Annotated in this window: 14 protein-coding genes and 1 pseudogene; 8 read left to right on the top strand and 7 right to left on the bottom strand. The window is 33.1% G+C overall.

Annotation, left to right across the window (positions count from 1 at the left end):
• Positions 1-5 precede the first annotated feature (5 nt).
• The 7 genes from mobB to C237_RS0105940 all read left to right on the top strand — a co-directional run bounded on the left by mobB (position 6) and on the right by C237_RS0105940 (position 9,862).
• The gene (gene mobB, locus C237_RS0105970) at positions 6-1,289 is read left to right on the top strand and encodes a conjugal transfer protein MobB (RefSeq protein WP_018675589.1); all 1,284 of its coding nucleotides are present in this window, start codon (positions 6-8) and stop codon (positions 1,287-1,289) included.
• A 31-nt stretch (positions 1,290-1,320) separates the two neighbouring features.
• Entirely contained in the window at positions 1,321-3,318 is a 1,998-nt protein-coding gene (mobC, locus tag C237_RS0105965; RefSeq protein ID WP_018675588.1) for a conjugal transfer protein MobC, read from the top strand.
• 148 nt (positions 3,319-3,466) lie between these two features.
• Positions 3,467-3,622: a hypothetical protein gene (locus C237_RS14710; protein ID WP_018675587.1), complete on the top strand. Its 156-nt coding sequence runs from the start codon at positions 3,467-3,469 to the stop codon at positions 3,620-3,622.
• Between the two features lie 80 nt (positions 3,623-3,702).
• Positions 3,703-4,062: a hypothetical protein gene (locus C237_RS0105955; RefSeq protein ID WP_018675586.1), complete on the top strand. Its 360-nt coding sequence runs from the start codon at positions 3,703-3,705 to the stop codon at positions 4,060-4,062.
• Positions 4,043-5,314, top strand: a complete 1,272-nt coding sequence (locus C237_RS13915; protein WP_018675585.1) for a hypothetical protein — start codon at positions 4,043-4,045, stop codon at positions 5,312-5,314. Before C237_RS0105955 ends, C237_RS13915 begins: the two co-directional genes overlap by 20 nt.
• Positions 5,298-7,592, top strand: coding sequence for a peptidase associated domain and porin domain-containing protein (locus C237_RS0105945; RefSeq protein ID WP_018675584.1), 2,295 nt, complete (start codon positions 5,298-5,300; stop codon positions 7,590-7,592). Before C237_RS13915 ends, C237_RS0105945 begins: the two co-directional genes overlap by 17 nt.
• 89 nt (positions 7,593-7,681) lie before the next feature.
• On the top strand, positions 7,682-9,862 hold the full coding sequence (locus tag C237_RS0105940) for a peptidase domain-containing ABC transporter (protein WP_018675583.1): 2,181 nt from the start codon (positions 7,682-7,684) through the stop codon (positions 9,860-9,862).
• A 22-nt stretch (positions 9,863-9,884) separates the two neighbouring features.
• On the opposite strand, the gene C237_RS0105935 is transcribed toward C237_RS0105940, so the two are convergent.
• Entirely contained in the window at positions 9,885-11,165 is a 1,281-nt protein-coding gene (locus C237_RS0105935; protein WP_018675582.1) for an aminotransferase class I/II-fold pyridoxal phosphate-dependent enzyme, read from the bottom strand.
• Between the two features lie 135 nt (positions 11,166-11,300).
• On the opposite strand from C237_RS0105935, the gene C237_RS0105930 reads away from it, so the two are divergent.
• Positions 11,301-11,957, top strand: coding sequence for a TetR/AcrR family transcriptional regulator (locus tag C237_RS0105930; protein ID WP_018675581.1), 657 nt, complete (start codon positions 11,301-11,303; stop codon positions 11,955-11,957).
• 133 nt (positions 11,958-12,090) lie between these two features.
• On the opposite strand, the gene C237_RS0105925 is transcribed toward C237_RS0105930, so the two are convergent.
• From C237_RS0105925 to C237_RS12985, 6 genes and pseudogenes are all read right to left on the bottom strand, one after another.
• The gene (locus tag C237_RS0105925; RefSeq protein WP_018675580.1) at positions 12,091-17,481 is read right to left on the bottom strand and encodes a helicase-related protein; all 5,391 of its coding nucleotides are present in this window, start codon (positions 17,479-17,481) and stop codon (positions 12,091-12,093) included.
• The gene (locus C237_RS0105920; protein WP_018675579.1) at positions 17,468-17,905 is read right to left on the bottom strand and encodes a DUF1896 domain-containing protein; all 438 of its coding nucleotides are present in this window, start codon (positions 17,903-17,905) and stop codon (positions 17,468-17,470) included. The genes C237_RS0105925 and C237_RS0105920 overlap by 14 nt, the downstream gene beginning before the upstream one ends.
• A 152-nt stretch (positions 17,906-18,057) precedes the next feature.
• On the bottom strand, positions 18,058-19,656 hold the full coding sequence (locus tag C237_RS0105915) for a type IA DNA topoisomerase (protein WP_018675578.1): 1,599 nt from the start codon (positions 19,654-19,656) through the stop codon (positions 18,058-18,060).
• A 44-nt stretch (positions 19,657-19,700) separates the two neighbouring features.
• Positions 19,701-21,224: a DUF3945 domain-containing protein gene (locus C237_RS0105910; protein WP_018675577.1), complete on the bottom strand. Its 1,524-nt coding sequence runs from the start codon at positions 21,222-21,224 to the stop codon at positions 19,701-19,703.
• A gap of 88 nt (positions 21,225-21,312) precedes the next feature.
• Positions 21,313-21,444, bottom strand: a pseudogene (locus C237_RS15195) (helix-turn-helix domain-containing protein); the annotation flags it as partial.
• A gap of 47 nt (positions 21,445-21,491) precedes the next feature.
• Positions 21,492-21,738 (bottom strand): transposase (locus C237_RS12985; protein ID WP_018675576.1); only part of this gene is annotated, 247 nt, incomplete at its 5' end.

Here is a 21,738-nt window from a genome sequence, read left to right as displayed (position 1 = left end):
GTGATATGGTGGCAAAAATTGGACGAGGAAGTAATCTTTTAGGAGTGCTTTTGTACAATTATGAAAAGGTGAAAGATGATAACGGCAACATCTTACACACGCATCATATGATACATCCTTTGGATGGACAATGGAACACTTCTGTTTTGGCTCGTTCGTTTGAACCTTATTTGATAGCCAATCAAAGAACCGAAAAACCAATCCTGCATATTTCTATCAACCCTGACCCAAAAGATGAAGTTTCAGATCAAGATTTCAAAAAAATTGCCACCGAATATATGCAGGAAATGGGATATGGCAATCAACCTTTTGTGGTATTTAAACATACGGATATTGAGCGAACACATATTCACATAGTATCAGTCTGTGTAGATGAAAAAGGCAAGAAAATCAATGATGCTTTTGAAAAGCGGAAATCCATGCGAGTTTGTCGTGCATTAGAAGAAAAATTTGGGTTGCAATCCGCATTAAATAAAAAGGAAGGAGAAAACAAAGCTTTATTTCAGCCTGTGGATTATCGCAAGGCGGATATCAAAAGTCAGTTGGCTTCTATTGTTCGTTACATACATCAATATTATCAATTTCAAAGTCTGGGAGAATATACCGCTTTGCTTAAACTGTTGAATATTGGTACAGAAAAAGTGGAGGGCGAATTACACGGAGAACATCGGAGAGGGTTGGTGTATTTTGCTTTGGATGAAAACGGAGAAAAAGCAAGTAATCCCTTTAAGTCTTCTTTATTCGGTAAAAAGGCGGGACTTCCATCATTGGAAAAACAAATGGAAAAGCATAAGCCTCACTTAAAAAAGCAGGATAAATCAACGCTTAAACAGCATATTAAAAACGCTTTAAAAACAACCCAAAGCAAGGCAGAATTTATGAAGGCTTTGGTACCACATAAAATATCGGTGGTTTTCCGTGAGAACGACCAAGGCAGACTATATGGTGCAACCTTTATCGATCATAATTCCCGTTGTGTATGGAATGGTTCACGATTGGGGAAAGACTTTTCCGCTAATTTCTTTCATGAACATTTTACCCAAGAACAAGAACAGACCACACCAGAAAACTATTCGCAACAATTCAATCCAAATGGCACAGATACAGAGGTAAATTCAAATGATAACGATTATCAAGAAACCACCTATTACGAGTATGAATACGATTACCCAACGATAAAGGCTTTGTTTAGTCTTTTACCCGAAGATCAAGGAGTTGATTACGAAGAAGAAGCCTTTATCAATCGAATGAGGCGTAAGAAAAAGAAAATTAAAAAAAGAAAGAAATAGTAGTAAGAATTAACCATAAAAAATATTAGTTATGCAAAACGAAGACGATTTAAGAGGACTGGCAAAGATTATGCAGTTTATGCGTGCCGTTAGTGTGATTGTAGTGCTGATACACCTCTATTGGTATTGTTATGGCTTTTTTGAACAACAGGGCTGGACATTGAGTATTGTTGATAAAATATTGCAAAACTTTCAAAAACATCCAGGCTTATTTAATCATCAGCTGTACACGAAAATATTTTCGGTTGTATTATTAGCATTGAGTTGCTTGGGTACCAAAGGTGTAAAAGATGAAAAAATCACTTGGCGACAAATTCATATTGCTTTGGCGTGTGGTATATTGCTATTCTTTGGTAACTTTTGGATTTTGAATTTGCACCTGTCTTTTAGCGTTCGAGCCATATTCTATATATTGACTACTTCCGCAGGTTTTATATCGTTACTTATGGCAGGGGCTTGGATGAGCCGATTATTGAAAAGTAATCTTATGGAAGATGTTTTCAATATTGAAAACGAATCTTTTATGCAGGAAACACAGCTCATGGAAAATGAGTTTTCGGTAAACCTGCCTACACTTTTCTATTATAATCAGCAATGGAACGAGGGTTGGATCAATGTAATCAACCCTTTTCGTGCAACTATTGTTTTGGGTACGCCTGGTTCGGGTAAATCCTATGCCATTGTAAACAATTATATCAAGCAACAAATCGAAAAAGGTTTTTCAATGTATATCTACGATTTTAAGTTTGATGACCTTTCTACCATTGCCTATAATCACTTATTAAAGCATTTAGATAAATACGAAGTTAAGCCCCAGTTCTATGTAATAAACTTCGATGACCCTCGTAAGAGCCACCGTTGTAATCCCATCAATCCTCAATTTATGACGGATATATCCGATGCGTACGAGAGTGCTTATACGATTATGCTCAACCTTAACCGAACTTGGATACAGAAACAGGGGGATTTCTTTGTAGAATCGCCTATCATCTTATTAGCGGCTATCATTTGGTTTTTGAAAATCTATGAGAATGGCAAGTATTGCACCTTTCCACACGCCATTGAATTACTAAATAAGCCGTATGCAGACATCTTTACAATATTGACTTCCTATACCGAATTGGAAAACTATTTATCACCTTTTATGGACGCTTGGCAAGGCGGAGCCCAAGACCAATTACAAGGACAGATAGCGAGTGCAAAAATTCCGCTTTCAAGAATGATTTCACCACAATTGTATTGGGTAATGACGGGCGATGATTTTTCATTAGACATTAACAACCCGAAAGAGCCTAAAATTCTTTGTGTTGGTAATAATCCTGATCGGCAAAATATCTATTCAGCTGCATTAGGTTTATACAATTCCAGAATTGTAAAACTCATCAATAAAAAGGGACAGTTAAAATCGTCTGTAATCATTGATGAGTTACCTACGATTTATTTTCGTGGATTGGATAACTTGATTGCTACAGCAAGGAGTAACAAAGTAGCGGTTTGTTTAGGTTTTCAAGATTTTTCACAGCTTACTCGTGATTATGGGGATAAAGAGAGTAAGGTAATCCAAAATACGGTAGGTAATATTTTTAGCGGACAGGTCGTTGGCGAAACCGCGAAAACATTGTCCGAGCGTTTCGGAAAGGTATTACAAAAACGCCAGAGTATGACCATCAATCGAAGTGATAAATCAACCTCAATTAGTACACAAATGGATAGTTTGATACCACCGAGTAAAATATCGAACCTAACACAAGGGATGTTTGTTGGTTCGGTATCGGATAACTTCGACCAGCGTATTGACCAAAAGATATTCCACGCTCAAATTGTAGTAGATAACGAAAAGGTTTCTAAAGAAACCAAAGCCTATAAAAAAATACCTGACATTTTATCCCTAAGTGATGAAGAAATGAAACAACAGGTAGAGGCAAACTACAAACAAATTAAAACTGATATTGTAAACCTTGTAGAAAGTGAAATGGAACGAATTGCCAATGACCCGAATTTACAGCATTTGATTGAGAAAGAGGAATGATATAAAAAAATAAGAAAATAATTTGTGTGTTTAAATATTTTTTATTTCCTTTGCTGGAGAGAATAATTCACATGTGTAGTTTTCAATTTTAGGAGGAAGTCGAAAATCCTATTAATAAGAGAGTAGATATAATTTAATTCAATTTTTTATGGAATCAAAAGAAATCAAAAACTTTTTAGGTATTGAAGTTTTAACACCTCTTGAGGAGGCCGAAATTGTAGGTGGAAATAGGTTAGAGCAACAGCAGCAACAGCAACAACTTATACTAGCTCCAGGTCGCCCTCGAAGAACTATTCTTGTTTAACAGAATAATGGTAAAAGGTCTTGATTAATAATCAAGACCTTACCTAAATTTATGAAGTAAATTATTTTATACTACTTAATATGAAGTTATATTTTCAATCGGAACCACCCGCGACACCTCGTCCACCTGAAGCTGGGACATTTGAAAATGGGATAGTGTACTCTCTTGCCAGTACTGAAAATTCTTTAGCAATTTCTTTTTCTTATAATTGTCACTTATATCCATATATATATGATATTGTTAAGCAAAGTTTTCTAAATATCAAATCTACTGAAGAAGTTCTATTAATTAATTTACAAAAGTTATTTGTAAAAGTTGAATTAAAAAATAGAGGACTTAAATTAGAATTAGAAGGAAGAGGAGAGGATTTTTTTGAAAATAAGAAAAAGTTCGAAACCATTTTAAAAAAAATAAAAGAGCATGGAACAAAAAACATTTAATTTGGCATGGTGGGATGAGTTTCTTTCAAAAAGTGAAAGATTAAGCAAAACTACTGTAATTAATGATTGTATTAATAAATCTGAGACATACGAAATGAGGTGTTTGGTATTTCAAATTTTAAAAGTCATCATTGAAAATAGAGTTTTAGAGTATGGTATTAGGATCTTTGTTGAAGGAAAATTATTAAACAAAGAAGAATTAAATGATTTTTTATATAATTCAAAACCTTATTCTGAAGAATCTTTTGAAGATTGGTCTTCTAGATGTTTTAATGGGAAAAAGTATGGTATAATAATTAATAGAGGTGAAAAGTTTAGTCCTAAACTTGTTGAGAAAGTAGCAAGTAAGATTAATATTTTAATGGAAAAAATAGGTATTCCTAGATTAGGAGTTACATTTACTATATTCATTGGGAATTATGGCTGGACACCTATTGGTATACATACAGATGGTATAGGTGAAAATGTAATGCATTTTCACTTGGGGCAAGGTGGAAAAAAAATGTACACATGGGATAAAAACACTTATGAAAGTAATGTTGCCGAAGAATATAGATATAACAATAAGAATATAGAACAAATTTTAGATAAAGCTAAACTATATTCATTTGAAGAGGGGGATATTTATTATATGCCAAGCGGAGAGTATCATGTTGGAAAATCTGATGATTTATCTATAGGGCTTACACTTTGGTTTAATAACCATACTAAAGGGATGTTATCTAGAAAAATTTTTAATACTTTTTACAATGAAAATTTTACTGATATTAGTGAAATTTTAGATTTAGATACTTCTTCTGAAAATGATATTAGTAACTTCCAGGATATAGATGTAACATTTAAAAACATTGATAATATTAAGAATAATAATTTTTATGACTTATTAAAAAATACATACAAAGATTATAAAATAGCCTTATATAGTAATTGTGGTTTTTGGGAGCCTCCATTTCCGAAGCTCGAAACCCTAGATACATCTAAGAATTATAGAGTAAGGATTATTTCACCTTTCAAGATATATTATTATACAGATGATAAATTAAATTTATTTATTAGGGGGAATAAAATGAGAATGCTTAATGATTTAAGTATCACTAGATTATTGGATAAAATTAATAGTGGAGATTGGGTAAGTAAAAATGAAGTTCATAACTTATTAAGTTCTCAATGGGGAGAAGAAGTTAAAAATTATTTACTAGCTAATTTATTTTCTCAACATATATTAGAAGTTGTTTATGAAAAAAATAATTAATCTTTTATTCATAATTTCCTTTGTAAACTCTTTTGCACAACAATACCAAATAAAAGGTAAAGTTGTTGATAACCTATCGAATGATCCGGTTGAGTCTATAAATGTAATTTTAATAAAAAACGATAGCATTTATAACAGAGCCATAACAGAAAGTTCCGGGGAATTCATTATCTCATCAGAAAAAGGAATTTATATCTTGAAATTGGAACAATTTGGGGAAGTTTTTTTGAGTCAAAATATTTCTCTTGATAAAGATTTAGATTTAGGAATAGTATCTATAGAACAATCTATAGCTTTGGAAGAGCTTATCATAGAAGCATCATTAAAAAAACAGTACGCGGATAGAGCGGTTTATTCTTTTGACAAAGAAACCCTAGATAAAGCTCGTTATGCAAAAGACTTATTAATATCATTACCTGAATTACAATTAGACCCTACGTCTCGTACGGTGAATAGTATTAAAGGAGGTAAAGTTTTATTTCTTATTAATGGAATAGAAGCTACAGATAATCAAATCAAAAGTATTGCACCTACTTATGTAAAAAGAGTAATATATTACGATATTCCACCTAGTCGATGGGCAAACAGAGCAGATATAGTAGTAGATATTATTACAAGAAACCCAGAAATCGGATATTCTTACGGAGCTGAAGTTTATTCGGCTTTTACTACAGGATTTATTAATGGTTCTACCTATGCCAATTATACCAAAGGAAATAATGATTTTGGACTAGAGTACAATATAAGTTATCGAGATTATAATAATCGATTATCTGAAAAGACCTACGCCTATGAGCTTAATGAGGAAAAGTATAAGATAAAAAGTACTAATAAAGACCATTTTGGTTATACTGATCAGGATATTTCACTTAGATACACAAGGTACCTGCCAGAAAATTATACTTTTCAAACGAAATTTACCATTTCTCCTTTTACCAGTTTTTCTAATGGTACTGGGAAGAGTATTTTTTCCATAGACCAAAAAGATAAAAACCACGAATCGGTACAAAATCTTGATTCTAAATATACCAATCCTACCTTAGATATTTATTTTTCTAAGAATATTGGAGATAAAAATGAGTTGATTTTTAATGTAGTAGGCTCTCACTTTAAAACATACTCAAATCAATTTAATCACGAGTGGAATGTTGCGAATAATGAGGATATATTTAACAACGATATGAATTTAGAGGCTACACAAACTGGTTTAGTAGGAGAAGTTGCATATAATCATACATTTAATAATGGAACACTACGCTCAGGGTATCGAATAGAAAATACGACAGTGTCCAATGATTTAAAAAATTTGTTAGGTAAATCTCACTATGATGTAAATTATTTAGAACAATACCTTTATACAGAATACTCTGGAAAATGGGAAAAACTTGGTTATCGTTTAGGTATAGGGTTAACGAATGTTTACAATAAAAGCAAGGAAACCACAGATAGAGACTGGTCACCTACACCAATAGTGATATTAAGCTATGAACTAGCTAATAATCAAAGTTTAAGATTCACAAGTACTTACAAGGCAAATAGTCCTTGGGCTTCTGCATTGAGTAGCAATATAATACAGTTAGCACCAAACATTGTGAAAAAAGGAAACCCTAGTCTAGAAACACAGCATTTATTTAGAAATAATTTCATTTACTCTTTTAATTCTAAATACGTTGATATTAACGCAAATGTATTCTATAATATTGTAGATAAATATTTTGCTCAAAATTTCGTTAAAAATTATCAAACAGCGGGTTATGCTCTAACTTATGAAAATGCTGACTTTTCAGAAAAAGGAATTTCTATAAGTGGTGCCATAAAACCATTGGGTAATCAATTCTTAGGGCTGAAGTTTTGGGTGCAACCAGTATCTATGAATTTAAAATTGAATAATGGAAAAAAGGTTGAAAATAATTTTATACAAAATAATTTCACAATATACTCTCAGTATAAAAACTTTGGGTTGTATTACCAATTTTTATTTCCCGTTTATCAAATTGATGGGGCTTTCTTAAGTGCAGATGAAAACAAAAACCATTTATTTGCACAATATCAACACAATAACTGGTCTCTCATGGTAGGGATGTATTGGATGGGGATGCCATCGGAGTATAAATCTAAAACAATGGAAATAAGTTTAGTAAATAATACTTCTCACACCCAAATATTTGATAATGAAAATATGTTTGTCATAGGATTATCGTATGATTTTTCATTAGGAAAGAAATTAAAAAATCAAAAGAAACTTAACAATCGTACGTCAGAGGCAGTAAGTTTCTAGAAAAAATCGTTTTATAATTGTTAAATATAAATTTCAATAGTTTTAAGGAAGATTTATACAAGTTATATTTCCTCCCCCAAAAAGACCAGATGGATTGTGGTCCAGCTTGTCTTGCTATGATAGCAAGATATTATGGTAAGAAATATCCAGTAGAATACCTCAGAGAAAAAGCATTTATCACTCGTGAGGGAGTTTCCCTTTTAGGTATTAGTGAAGCTGCAAAAAAAATAGGTTTGGAGACACAATCTGTCAAAATTGATATACAATGTATAATAGAACAAAAAAAGTTATTGCCTTGTGTATTATATTGGAATCAAAACCACTTTGTTCTTTTGTTTGCTATAAAAAAATCGATATTTAGCAAACAACCTATTTTTCATATTGCAGATCCCGCCCATGGCAAAATAAAACTCACCCAAGAAATATTTGAAAAATCTTGGCTTTCAAGTAGAGATAAAGGTGTCGCTATGTTTCTGAATCCTACAGAAGAGTTTGAAAAGAGAATTCCACCAAAACAAGAAAAGGTATCCATAAAATATCTACTAAGTTACCTAGCACCGTATCGAAAACAATTGAGTGTTATGTTCTTGCTTTTGTTGCTTGGGAGTGGTCTTACTCTTATTTTTCCATTTCTAACAGAAGCTCTTATTGATAAGGGAGTTAATGTCAAAGACTTAAATTTTATTTTTATTATTTTATTAGCTCAGTTAGGTGTTTTTCTAGGGGCTGTAACTATTGAAATTATAAGAAACTGGTTGATGCTTTATGTGGGCACACATTTGAGCATAAAAATTATTTCAGACTTTCTGAAAAAAATGCTTCAACTTCCCATCAAGTTTTTTGATACCAAAACGATGGGAGATTTTAATCAACGGATACAAGACAATGAAAGAATAGAGCATTTTCTAACTTCACAGAGTTTAACAACTTTTTTTTCTATAATTACTTTTTCAGTTTTTTTTGGTGTATTATGGTATTATGACTTTAAAATACTCTTAGTCTATTTAGCTCTCACAGTACTTTCAGTAGGGTGGTCTTTCTTTTGGCTAAAAAAAAGGAAGATATTGGATTATTATAGCTTTCAACAACGCTCAGAGAATCAAGAATCCATTTATGAAATGCTTAATGGAGTGACTGAAATGAAGCTTAATCAGTTTGAAGATTTTAAAAGAAAGGAATGGGAAAATATTCAAAAGAAATTATTTAAACTAAATATAAGAATACTTAAATTAAACCAAGTTCAACTATCAGGCTTTGAGTTTCTTAATCAACTGAAAAATATATTGGTAACTTTTTTAGCTGCTAATTATGTTGTAAAAGGAGATATGACTTTGGGAATGTTACTTTCTATATCCTATATAATTGGTCAAATGAATTCCCCAGTTAATCAATTAGTTAATTTCTTCCGTTCTTTACAAGATGCAAAGTTAAGTTTGGAAAGGCTAAATGAGGTTCAGAATAAACCAAATGAAGAGCAGATAATTCCAAAGGGTTTTAGTAAACTAAAAAATATTAGCCTTGAAACACCAAAAAAATGTGTTCAACTCAAAAAAGTAAGTTTTCAGTATGAAGGACCTAGATCACCATTTGTGCTAAAAGATATAGATCTAGTCATTCCAGAGGGAAAAATCACAGCAATTGTTGGAGCGAGCGGAAGCGGCAAAACATCGCTCATAAAATTATTACTTCGATTTTACGAACCTGTAACGGGTAGTATAGAATATAACGGAACAAATATCTTAGAACTTTCTCCACAAAATATTAGAAAAAATTGTGGTATCGTAATGCAAGACGGCTATATTTTTTCTGACACTATAGAGCGAAATATTGCCACAGGAGATGAAGATATTGACTATCATAAGTTACAGAAAGCTATTAAAGTCGCTAATATAGAAGATTTCATTCATTCATTACCACTAGGTTTAAAAACTAAGATAGGTGCAGCTGGAAATGGTATCTCAGGGGGACAAAGACAGCGTATTCTAATTGCAAGAGCGGTGTATAAAAATCCACATTACATATTCTTTGACGAAGCAACTTCTGCTTTAGATGCCGAAAATGAAAAGATAATTCATGATAATTTACAATCTTTCTTTAAAGGAAAAACAGTGGTTATCATTGCTCATCGATTATCAACTGTGAAAAATGCTGATCAAATTGTAGTCTTAGATAAAGGTGAGATTTCAGAACAAGGTACTCATCAAGAACTCGTAGAAAAAAGAGGAAGCTATTACAATTTGGTTAAAAATCAATTAGAATTAGGTAGTTAACTACCTAATTCTAAAAAATCTTTTATTTGTTTGATATTTTAACTTTTTTATCAACGTATTCAAAAACATTTAGTGCTTTGTCCAGTTGATCCTTTGTATGAGTGGCCATTATACTCATTCTTATTCGAGAATTTTTAGCAGACACAGCTGGATAAGTTATTGGATTAGTGTAAATTTTATTTTCTAATAAAATTTTACTTGCTTGGAATGTTTTTTCAGTGTCCCCAGTTTTCACAGGAATAATAGCAGATTCCGTGGTGCCCAAATCAAACCCTAAAGCTTGTAATCCCGATTTGTAATATTTTACATTTTCCCATAGTTTATGCTGCCAAAAAGGTTCTTCGTCTATAAGTTCAATTGCTTTAGATACTCCTAAAACTGCGGGAGTAGCGGATGCTGAAAAAGCATATTGTCTTGATTGATAGCTTAAATAGGTAATTAAACTGGGGTCAGCAACAATATACCCACCAACATTACCAAATGTTTTGCTAAAAGTACCTGTGATAATATCAACATCGTTTAGAACATCAAAATACTCCATAGCACCTCTTCCTGTTTTTCCTATTACCCCTATACCATGTGCATCATCGACCATTAAAACAGCATTATATTGTTTACAAAGACTAACAATATCTCTTAGAGGTGCTATATCACCATCTTGTGAATAAACTCCATCAACGATTACCATTTTAGTTCTATATTTATCTTTGACTCCTTTTAATACTCTTTCAAGATGATCTAAATCGTTATGCAAAAAACGTTTTACAGTCGTTCCCATAATTCCTTCATATACACTAGAATGTACTGCCATATCTACAATGGCAATATCTTCTTTTTTAAGTAAGCAAAGAAGAGACGCACTATTGGCTGTATATCCTGTGGTATAGATTAAGGTAGAGCCTTGGGGCTTCCCAAAAAAATGAGAAATTTTATCTTCAACCTCCTTGTGAAAATTAAAATAACCTCCAATTAGAGGAGATGCTCCAGCACCAGTACCATATTTATTAATCGCGTTAATTACAGTTTCTTTCACTTTAGGGTGTTGTGTAAAACCTAGATAATCATTACAAACAAAACTTATATAATTACCTTCCGATAACTGCTTCTGTTTTGCTAATTTGATTTCAGAATTACAACCTGAAGTTGCAAGAATTTTATAGTTTAATACTCCTCTGTCGTCTAAGAATTTCAGGTATTCATTATTTAATTTAGCCCGTTCGAAAATGTTTAAATCTTCCACATTCTCAAAATCTTTCAAAGTTTTTTTCGTAAAATCCATAATAGTACTTTTATTTTTAATCATTAATTTTGTATAAAGGTACTAAAAATTATTTTATCCTTAAATAAGGATAAAATAACAATCAAATAAACATTGTAATTGTAAATAAAAATTGCTATTTTTGATGAGTTTTTTATGATACAAAATTTCACAAGTTAGATGGGAGAGAAAAATACAAGGAAAAGATATTCAGGCTCAATAAGAGATAAATCCAGAACTAAAAATAGACTTATTAATGCAGTTGGTGAAGTTCTTGAAAACCAAGGTTATGTTGGACTGAAAAATGCTAAGAATATTGCAGATGCAGCCGGTGTAGATAAAAGGCTTATATGGACTTACTTTGACGGAGCGGAAAATTTAGTAGAAGAATATGTTAAAAAAAATGAATTCTGGCAAAGTGGTCTTACTAACAATACTTTCAATAATTTAATCACGAAAGAAGAGGATTTAGATAAGGATAAAGCATTTTTTCTTCTCAAAAATCATTTTGAAAAATTCAGCAATGATTTAGCATTACAAAAATTAATCACTTGGGAAATTAGTGAAGAAAATGAGATGCTAAGAAAAATAGCTGATAGAAGAGAGGAACTTGGAGAACAAATTTTTTCACTTATAGATAATAAATTTTCTAAATTAGGAATTGATATTAGGGCTATTGTAGCAATACTATTGGGAGGTACTTACTATCTTAATTTACATGCTAAAACTAACGGTAGTTTGTTCTGCGGTATTGATTTAAATACAGAAGAAGGAAAAAATCGTATTTTAAATGCAATGGAAATAATCTTAGAGTTTTATTTTTCAAAAAATAAATAGTTGTTAATGAAATGTGTGTTTTTTAGAGTAATATCATAATTAATGCTAAATCAAATAGATAAGCTAATAAAACTTATCAAACAATAAATATTAAAATCCGACTTTGCTTGCATCTTGTAAAGTCGGATTTCTTTTACATCTTAAACTTTCTACTTGGAGGGACTCCATCATTTTTTAAGGGTTGAGTAGTTTTATTCTTAACTTCTGTCACTTCTTGATTTTTCTCAACTAATTCATTTTCTTCATTTGTATCTTTATCCCCTATTGACAAATGAATTTTCCTCTCAATAGTTTCTAATTCCTTTTTAAGTTCAGAAAGTTCCTTTTCTTTATTCCAAGGATTAGATGCTACATTTTGTAGTATAGATAGGTCTTTTTCATATTTTGCTAACTCTTTTTTTCTTTCTTGTATAAGGTTAGGGATTTTTTCAAGGGCATTTAAAAAGTTCATAGCAGCGAGTTTAGGGTCTTTTGCCATAATACCATTATTATGCGTATAATAAATCCAGCCTTTACCTCTTACAAAAAATCGGTTTTGTAGAATATCGATCCCTTCTTTTTGCGTTTCTACGGTTTTGACTAACAATTTAAAATTGTATAGCCAACCGATATCCTCATACTCTCCATTCGTTCTGGCTATTTTTGCAATTCGGTTGAGTTTTTGACCTAATTGTTCTGTGGTACTATTTTCAGGCATTTCATTAAGTTCTATTGCATTTACAATCGTACCATCGGGTTTCTTTTGTGCATTTTCATTCAAATCATTCCAATCTTGTTGCAAGGCTTCTAATTGTTTTTTGACTTTGCCTATATCTTCAGTAAATCTTTCCAGTTTGTACTTAGAAGTAGATTGTGAGCGTTTAAATGCATACTTTTCGCTTTCCAAAGCGGTTATTTTCTTTTCTATTTTTGCTTTTTCCAAGAGGTCTGTATTTCCTGAAAGGATCGCCACATATTCTTGATAATTCATACCTGATTGTTCGTCTAAAACCCCTTCATCAATGGTTCGTTTCCCTAATTTATTAGATTTTAATTGACTAATAAACAATTGCTTATTAAATAATAAGTTAAACTTATAAGAATCCAAAGTTTTCTCTGTGGCATAAATTATAACATCTACTTTATTCCCTGCAAAGAACTTAGCAATTTCATTACCTTTTCGAATCGCTCGGCCATCTCTTTGTTGTAAATCACTAGGTCGCCAAGGCGTATCGAGATGATGAATGGCAACAGCTCTTTTTTGTGCATTCACACCTGTACCGAGCATATCGGTAGAACCGAATAGTATTCGTATTTTTCCCTCATTAGTGTCGGATATAAGTTTCTCTCTTTTTTTATTGCTTACCTCTTGTATAAAGCGTATCTCATCGGCAGGAATCCCATAATCTTCTACCAATTTTCGCTTTATCTCTGCGTAAACATTCCATTCTTTAGGTTTGTAAGTCCCTAAATCTGAAAACACAAACTGTGTTCCTTTCTGTGCATTATATTTTTCGTAATACTCATAGATTTTCTTAGCACAATGAGAGGCTTTATTATCGGGATGATCTTCGTACTTATCACTAATTAACCGCATATCTAATGACATTTTTCGAGCATAATCTGTTGCAATCAACATTTTTGCTTTTTCTTCTTTCTCAGAAAGTTTAGGTCTTCCGAGTAAGGTAGCATCTCCGTTTTTAGCAAACTCCATTAGTTTATTGATAAAGACTTCTTGCTCGGGTGTAGGTGGAATATGGTATAAAACCTCATTCTTTTCTGGACGATCAATACCGATGTCTTTTGCCGTTCGATAGTCCGTAATCTCCGAATAAAATTGTGCTAATTCTGGTACTTTGATAAAATAGCGAAAGCGTTCTTTCTGTACAATATTATTCGCCACTGAAAATTCATAATCGGTAGTTTTTCGTGCATATATAGCTGCCCAAGCATCAAAGCAAGTGATGCCTTGTTTCTCCATAGCCTGCGGGCGTAAATATTTGAATAGTAAATAAAGTTCAGTTAAAGAATTGGATATGGTGGTACCTGATAAAAATGTAGCCCCCAAATCTTTTCCTGTACGCTGTTGAATGGTTCGAATAGCAAAAAGCAAGTTCAAAGCTCTTTGACTTCCTTGCATATTTCCCAATCCAGCCACTCGATTATGACGAGTATTAAACATTAAGTTTTTATACTTATGGCTCTCATCGACAAAAATATGATCGATACCCATCGTTTTAAAATCTACAATATCATCCTTACGATTTTCGATGTCGTGTCGTATAGTTTTTAATTTAACCTCTAAGTTTTCTTTTCGTTTCTCAATTCCCGCCAACATTCTACCAGAAATCTTATTCCCTTGCTCTTTAAGTACATTCAGATTTTCTTCTACTTCGTCTAATTCTTTTTGAAGAATTTCCTCTTGTATCTCATCCGATTGTGGTATTTTACCAAATTGCTCGTGAGTTAAAATTACACAATCCCAATCATTATTTTTAATATCTCCAAAAATTCGTAAGCGTTTTTCTGCGCTAAAATCTCCCTTGCCAGGGTATAGTATTTTGGCAAAAGGATAGGCTTTTCTATAGGTTTCAGCAATTTCGTGCACATTGGCTTTCAATCCGATGATCATCGGTTTATGAGCCAATCCCAATCGTTTCATTTCTTGTGCAGCACAACACATCACTAAGGTTTTTCCTGCACCGACTTCGTGATCACAAATAGCCCCTCCATTGAGCTTAATCATCCATACAGAGTCTTTTTGGCTATCATACAAATCTTCAATCCCTAACCCCTTGCGGTCTAATCCAGGGAAGTCTTGATGAGTACCATCATAATTTGGACGCACAAAGCAATTAAACATTCGATTATACCTATCGGTCAAACGGTCTTTAAATTCAGCGTTCTGTTCTAGCAACCAATTGGAAAAAGCCGTACGGATTTCCTCAATTTTACTATTGGCCATTTGTATAGCCTCCATATCTCTTACCGTAGTTTCTTTGTCGCCAATTTTTACTTTTTTAGTAATATCGGGTACCGTGTTGAATAAGGCATACTTTAAAAGTGATAATCCGTTATAGGTTCTACTTTGAGATTCAACCGCATAGTTACCCGTTATTTGAGCGTTAAGGTTTTTACACTCAATCTTAAAATCATCGATTACTTTACTGTATAATACCGTTACTTCGGTATCAAACAAATGCGAAGCAAAATAACTATAGATTTTATCAGGTATCCAACGCTCGCCTAAGTTGAAATCTAAATCTTCAAATGGTATAGGACGAGGAACGACCTTTTTTAGTGCTTCTAAAGATTGCTGAATATCCTTGTCATTAGGATTTTCATTTAAATATTCTTGAACGGTATCAATTTTTTCAACTATATTACCCGAAAGCCAAGTTTCACCAATTTCATATTGGTCTTCCATTGGGTTATAGAATAGTTGTCCCTCCAGTTCTGTTTTAATCTCATCTGAAGTTTTTCCACTTAACTCACTCATATAGTCTAAATCGACCTTACCATACAAGTTAAGTGAAGCAGCAAGAGCCTCTTTTGGATTACTACTTTCCAAAGAAGCAATTGAAAAACTGACAGGTTTATCAAAAATATCTGCTTTATGATAAACATTATTTATTCTGCGCTCTAAATATGGAATTTCATTGCCAGAAGCATCAAGTTGTATTAATTTGATATTATCTTTTGCGTTAATATAACCATATTGATTTACAAAAGAATCATAGACTTGGTTAAGTTTTTCTCTTTTTTGTGGATAAGGCCCTCTATCCTCTGCTTCGGATGCGTATAAATCAATATAGGCTTCTCGAAGTTCAATATAAGCCATTGCTTTTGTACGCTGAAGGTGTCCCACTTCAAGCGGAACAAAAGTAGCAGTTCCATCATATTTACTTACATTTCTTAAATACCCTGGTTGTTCATTTTGAATCACTAAAGCGTCTTCTCTGTAATGACTTAGAATATCCCCTTCAAATGGTACAGGCTCGAAACTAACAGGAGTTACAGATGCTCTTTCTATATCCTTAGTTGAATTGTTATCACTGGGGTAAGAAAAAGAAAAAAGATCTTTGGAAAAGCTTTTTTGTGTTGCTTTTTTCGTCTTTCTGTTGGTCTTACTTTTTGTATTATTTTGAGGTTTTGGAATGCTTGGAGGCTCTTCAAAAAGCGTGTCAAATAAACTTAATTGTACCCCACCATCATTTGCCGTTTTGAAAATTGATGGTTTGTTTTCAGAAATAGGACTTGTTTTTTTCGTTTCTTTACCAATAAACTCTTTTGATGTTGATGGTTCGGGCGTTTTAGGAGTTGGAACTGTATTAGTTTGGGCTTTCTCGCTTTTTTCTGATATTGTGGTTGATTGGTTTGAAAAAGAATCCGCAAGATATAAAGGCATTCGTTTTTTATAATTACCAAAATCAAGATTTAATTTTTCTTCAAGATCGCTGGCTATTCCAGACACACCATTTTCGTGTATATAAATTTTTGATGGTCTTCCATATAAGTCAGTATCTAATTGTGAGGCTGTATGAATAATTTGTTGTGGGTTGTTTTCAAATAAAGCATTGATTGTATAGCCCTCAGTGCGTTCGATGGTATCATAAAAAAGTAAATCTTCGGTAGAAAGCGCTTGTTTTTGTGAATCTTTTTGTAGGATTATTAAATCACTCCCAGCTTCCGTTCCTGCGTAATCTGTAAATAGATTGTTAGGCAATCGTATAGCGGAAACTAAATGTGCTTGGCGTATCATCGCCTCTCGGATAGGACGGTTTTGGGGACTATCCAATACGCCTTGTGAAGTAATAAAAGCCAATAAGCCACCTTCTTTTAAAGTGTCCATACCCTTTAAAAAAAAGTAGTTATGAATATTTTTTACTGCTTGTTGTTTTGCAGTATCCTTACTTCGTGAAAAGGATAAATCAAATACAGAAATATCCCCAAAGGGAATATTACTGCTTACTATATCAAAGGAATTATTTTGTCGTTCCTCTATATCTTCAAAGCCATTAATTTTTATTTGGGCAGAAGGGTATAAATGTTTGAGTACTTTTCCCGTTAGCAAATCCTTTTCAAAAGCCGTTACAGATACATTTTGATTTGATTTAAAATGTTCAATAAAATTACCAGTTCCTGCGGAAGGATCGAGAAAATTATTATAAGATACTCCTTGATTTTGAATTACCTTTGCTAATGTTTGAGGAATTTGCGGAGGTGTATAATAGGCGGTTAATATTGAACTCTTTAAACTATTGGTTAGTTTGCGATAAGTTGCATCATCGGGTGAATGACTACGAATGAGTTCATAAAGCCTTTGGGTAGCTTCAAAATACATTTGGTTGGATTTTGTCCAACTCTGAATATCTCTATAGTCATTGGCAGGATTTAGAATGAATTTTAGTCCTCCAAAACCTGAATATTGTTTTAAGATTTCTTTTTCAGCATTAGTAGCAAGTCGCTTTTCGAGGTCTAGCTCAAAAGCGACTTGCAATGCTTTAATATTATTCTCTAAATGTAGTTTCTTATTGAACGCCATTTTCCTCAATCCATATTTGAATTTGTCCTGTCAATTCTGTGTAAAGTTGATCGTATTCGGGACTGTCCTCAAAATCTTTGTGTATGTTGTAGTCTTCAAAAACTTCTACACAGTACGGAAACATTTTTAAAGCAAATGAGCGTAATTCATTGTCGGGTATTTCTCTATCAAACTCATTGCTGACTACGCGATATACCATATCAAATGGTGAAAAGTACAAGCCTTCAAATAAAACTTCATTTGCAATTCGCCGACACTCCAGCACATCATTTCCTGCCTCAAAAGCATTTTGATATGCCTGTGCTGCTAAATCACCTCTTGCTTGGATAAATTCCTCATCAGATGCCAGATTAGGAAAACTGGTATTTAATAATTCTTTTAATCGTAATTCGTAATACGAAATTTCTTTTTCTTGTGTTGCCATAATTTTTATATTTATTAAATTTTATCTATGTATTTGCATTGATACCCACTTTTTGAGTATTAAAGCAAACATTTCAAATAATAAGTTTAGATAATTATCTATTGACGGCATTTATCGCCGTTAAATACTTATTGTTTAAACCATTTTTTAGATTACTTTCGTTTTCGTCTTCCTTTTTTATTTTTAGAGTGAGGCGGAAACTCAAAAGCAGTAGAACCATCTTCTTGTAGTGCTAAATAAGCATCAAAACTTTTTCCTGCTTTGTTCTTTAATCCTTTTAAAAGCGTTGTTTTTCCATTTTCTAATAATGCCATTACGGCTTGATCACTTACCTGTTTTCCGCAGACATTTCTAAAAAACAACCACTGACAATCATCTTCCGTACATTTAGCAACTTTCTCGTATAAACGAACACTTTGCTTTTTACAGACAGGGCAAACCAATGTTGGTGAAGCAACCCCTTCGATTTCCATCGCTAAAAAATCTTCCGTAATTTTTTGGGTATAATCTTTCATCGCTTGTAAGAATTCTTTTGGAGGGAGTTGCCCTTCCTCAATCTCATTGAGAGAGGCTTCCCATTCACCCGTTAATGCTACATCAGCGATTTTTCGGTCTTTGACCCATTCAAATACTTTCAAACCTTTTTCGGTAGGAACTATGCTTTTCTTTTGGCGTTTGATATAGTTTCGTTTCAACAAAGTTTCTATTGTTGCCGCTCTAGTAGCAGGAGTTCCAATACCAGTACCTTTGAGTAATTGTCGTTGATTTTCGTCTTCCAAATCCTTTCCTGCCGATTCTATAGCCGATAGCAAAGTTGCTTCCGTATATAATGCTGGTGGGCGTGTAGTTTTGGATAGAATTTTACTGTCCATTACTTTTAAGGTATCTCCTTTTTGTAGTTCAGGAAGTTCTTGTGGGATTTCCTCTTCTTTTTCTATTTCTGAAAAAGAGCCATTGACCGCTCTCCAACCTACGGATTGTATCGTACAACCTTTGATTTCGTAATTTTTATGACCTGCTTCCACGGTTATCTTCTGCGTTTCCTTGATACAAACTTCCGATACCGCTTCTAATAAGCGCCCGGCAATCATTTTGTAAATGAGGGCTTCTTTCTTAGGAAGTTCGGTCGGTATTTTGTCAGTAATTAGCAGTCCGTGATGGTCGGTTACTTTTACATCATTGACGATACGCTTGGTAAGAGAGGAGCGTCTGAGTTGTTGTGCATATTTTGCATAGTCCTCATAATGCTCTAATTGTTTAATCAATAAAGGAATTTCTGCCCATACATCTTCTGAAATATATTTACTTCCTGTACGAGGATAAGTGATGTATTTCTTTTCATACAAACTTTGAGCGATGTTTAAAGTTTCGTCCGCTGAAAAACTATACTTTTTATTCGCATCTTTTTGGAGTGCGGTTAAATCATAAAGTAAAGGCGGTTGTTCTTTTACTGTTTTCTTTTCTACGGAGAGTACTTCTGCATTTGGATGGCGTTCTACGGATTTTTTCCATTCTTGTACTTCTTCTTCTTTTTCCGTTTTTAGAGTGGAAAGGCTATTAAATTTGAGATGTTCTTTTTGAAACCCTACACAACCATAGGCTTCAGGCATTGCCAATTGTACTAAATGTCCAAATGCCCAAGTAACGGCATAACCATTACCTTCTATATAACCATCTTTTTTACTATTAGCCCCTAATAAATGAGCAATTTCTCTGCCTACACTGGGTTTTTCCGCTAGGATTACTTTCATGGCTTTTTGTTTTTTGAATGAATGAAATGAATTACGATTAATCTCTACATTTTACGTCCACTTGAAGCTTTTTTAGCAGGAATTTTAGGTTTTGCCGTACGCTTTGTAGTTTTCTTTGTCGTAGTAGTTTTTACTCCCTTATCTGTCGCTTCTTTTTTGGTTTCTGTAGTGGTTTGAGTGGTCGCATCCGTCGTTTTATTTTCTTTGGCTTTTTTATTGATTTCTTTAGCCTGACGAGTCACTTTATCCTCTTTCTGTTGCTTATTAGGATTTTGGAAAGTGAAATCTACCGTTCCTTTGTCTTTGTTATAAACAAAATACCCACTATAAATTTTCCCAGTACTCTGACTCTCTAGACCTTTTAAAAAGATAGGTTTTCCTTGTGAAAAATCTTTATATTGTTCTTCGGTAAGTTGTCTGCCTCTTAATTCTTTGGGGGCTTCTTCGAAAGTAGGTTGGGTATTGATTTTTTGTGTAAGATTGTCATCAAACAAAAATTCTACATAACGCTTTTCTGCATTAAATTGAACATTTGCATTAAAGGGTTCTCCCTTATTTGAGGTCATTCCTTCTAAAAACAAAGATTTTCCTTCCTTAAGTGTTTGTTTTTGTTCCTCGTTAAGCTTAATACCCTTGATTTCATCGGGTATTCTGATGTATTCTTGACGCAAAGCAACAATTTCATTCGTCAATTCATCGATACTAATAATCGATGGTATTTTTTCACCCGTTTTTACATTAGTAAGTTCTACGACACGCCCCATATTTCCTGTCTTCAATAGATTTTCTTTGTCTTCTTGGGTAAACTCATGCCCAAAAAATGGATAATCTAATTGAGGTTCTTTACGAATTCCGTGGATAGCGACGCTTACTTTACCTTCGTTATCTTTTCTCAAAGATAAACGTGCATCAAAACGAGTAACGGCACTCCCTAAGTTCATACTAATTGGAACCAATCGATCCGTTTTATAACCTTTTAGTAGTGGGTCTAATAAGTTTCGTTTTTCTAGGTACTCTTTTGAAAGTCCTAAGCTATTCATTGTATCCCAATCAATATCATCTAGTTCATAGCGATAATTTTGTTCTTGGGTTGCCTCATCGGTTGTATCTTGCGATGTAGTTTCATTGACCTCTTGGGTAGTTTCTTTTACTTCCTGAGTATCTTTTACTTCTTGGGTTTCATTTGTTTGTTCCATTGTATTTTTATTTAAAGATTGATATTCTTGTGGTTGAACTTTATAGGATTGTAAATCCTCGGGGGTAAGTTGAACTTTTAGTAAATTAGGAATGGGTATTTTGAAAAAAGAAAAATTACTTGGATTTTTCACTTGCCTTAAAAAATTACTAAAGAAGTTTGAGAGTACATTTCCGTGAGGATCTACTCTCATAAAATCTTGTTCGTGTGCTGGGTCTGGAGGAACGGTTTCTAACTGACCGTCTTTATCCAATCCTTTTACTGCACGAATCTGTTGTTCCTCTTGGTCATACACAAGCAATAAATCCGTCCATTGTTCATCGACAATAGGTGTATTTTCTTGTGGATTTGTTTCCGTGGATTCGTTAGCCATAGTATATTAGTTTTGATGGTTTAAATCGTTAAACTTTAAATCGTAGAACGAAAATAGAAGTTGTAAATAAGAATCTAATACAGCAGTGTTATTTTGGCTTCGATTGTCCTTTTTTGGCTTTTACAGGGACGCTAAAGTGTTCTCTAATAAATTGATATACATCCGATAATTTATAGTAAATTTTTCCAGAGATTGTGTAATAAGGTAGTTTACCCTCAGAGACACTATCCCTTAAAGTGTGTAAGTTAAAAAGAGATGCTTAGGTTTTTAGAGTCTTAGTCTTTGGTCAAATATAAGCATAAATTGGTTTAAAACCAACCCCCAATTTCTAATAGGCATCGACCATTTCTTAGTGGCTTCTCTTATAGAGAGATATACTGACTTCATAACCGCCTCATCGGTAGGAAAAGACATCTTGTTTTTGGTGTATTTACGGATTTTTCCATTAAGATTTTCGATTAAATTAGTGGTATAAATAATTTTACGGATTTCTAAAGGAAAGTCGAAAAATACG

Origin of the sequence: Riemerella columbina DSM 16469 (assembly GCF_000374405.1) — a bacterium.
GTDB classification, from domain to species: Bacteria; Bacteroidota; Bacteroidia; order Flavobacteriales; family Weeksellaceae; genus Riemerella; species Riemerella columbina.
Note: the sequence above shows the minus strand (reverse complement) of the source record. Positions and strands in the feature narration are given on the sequence as shown.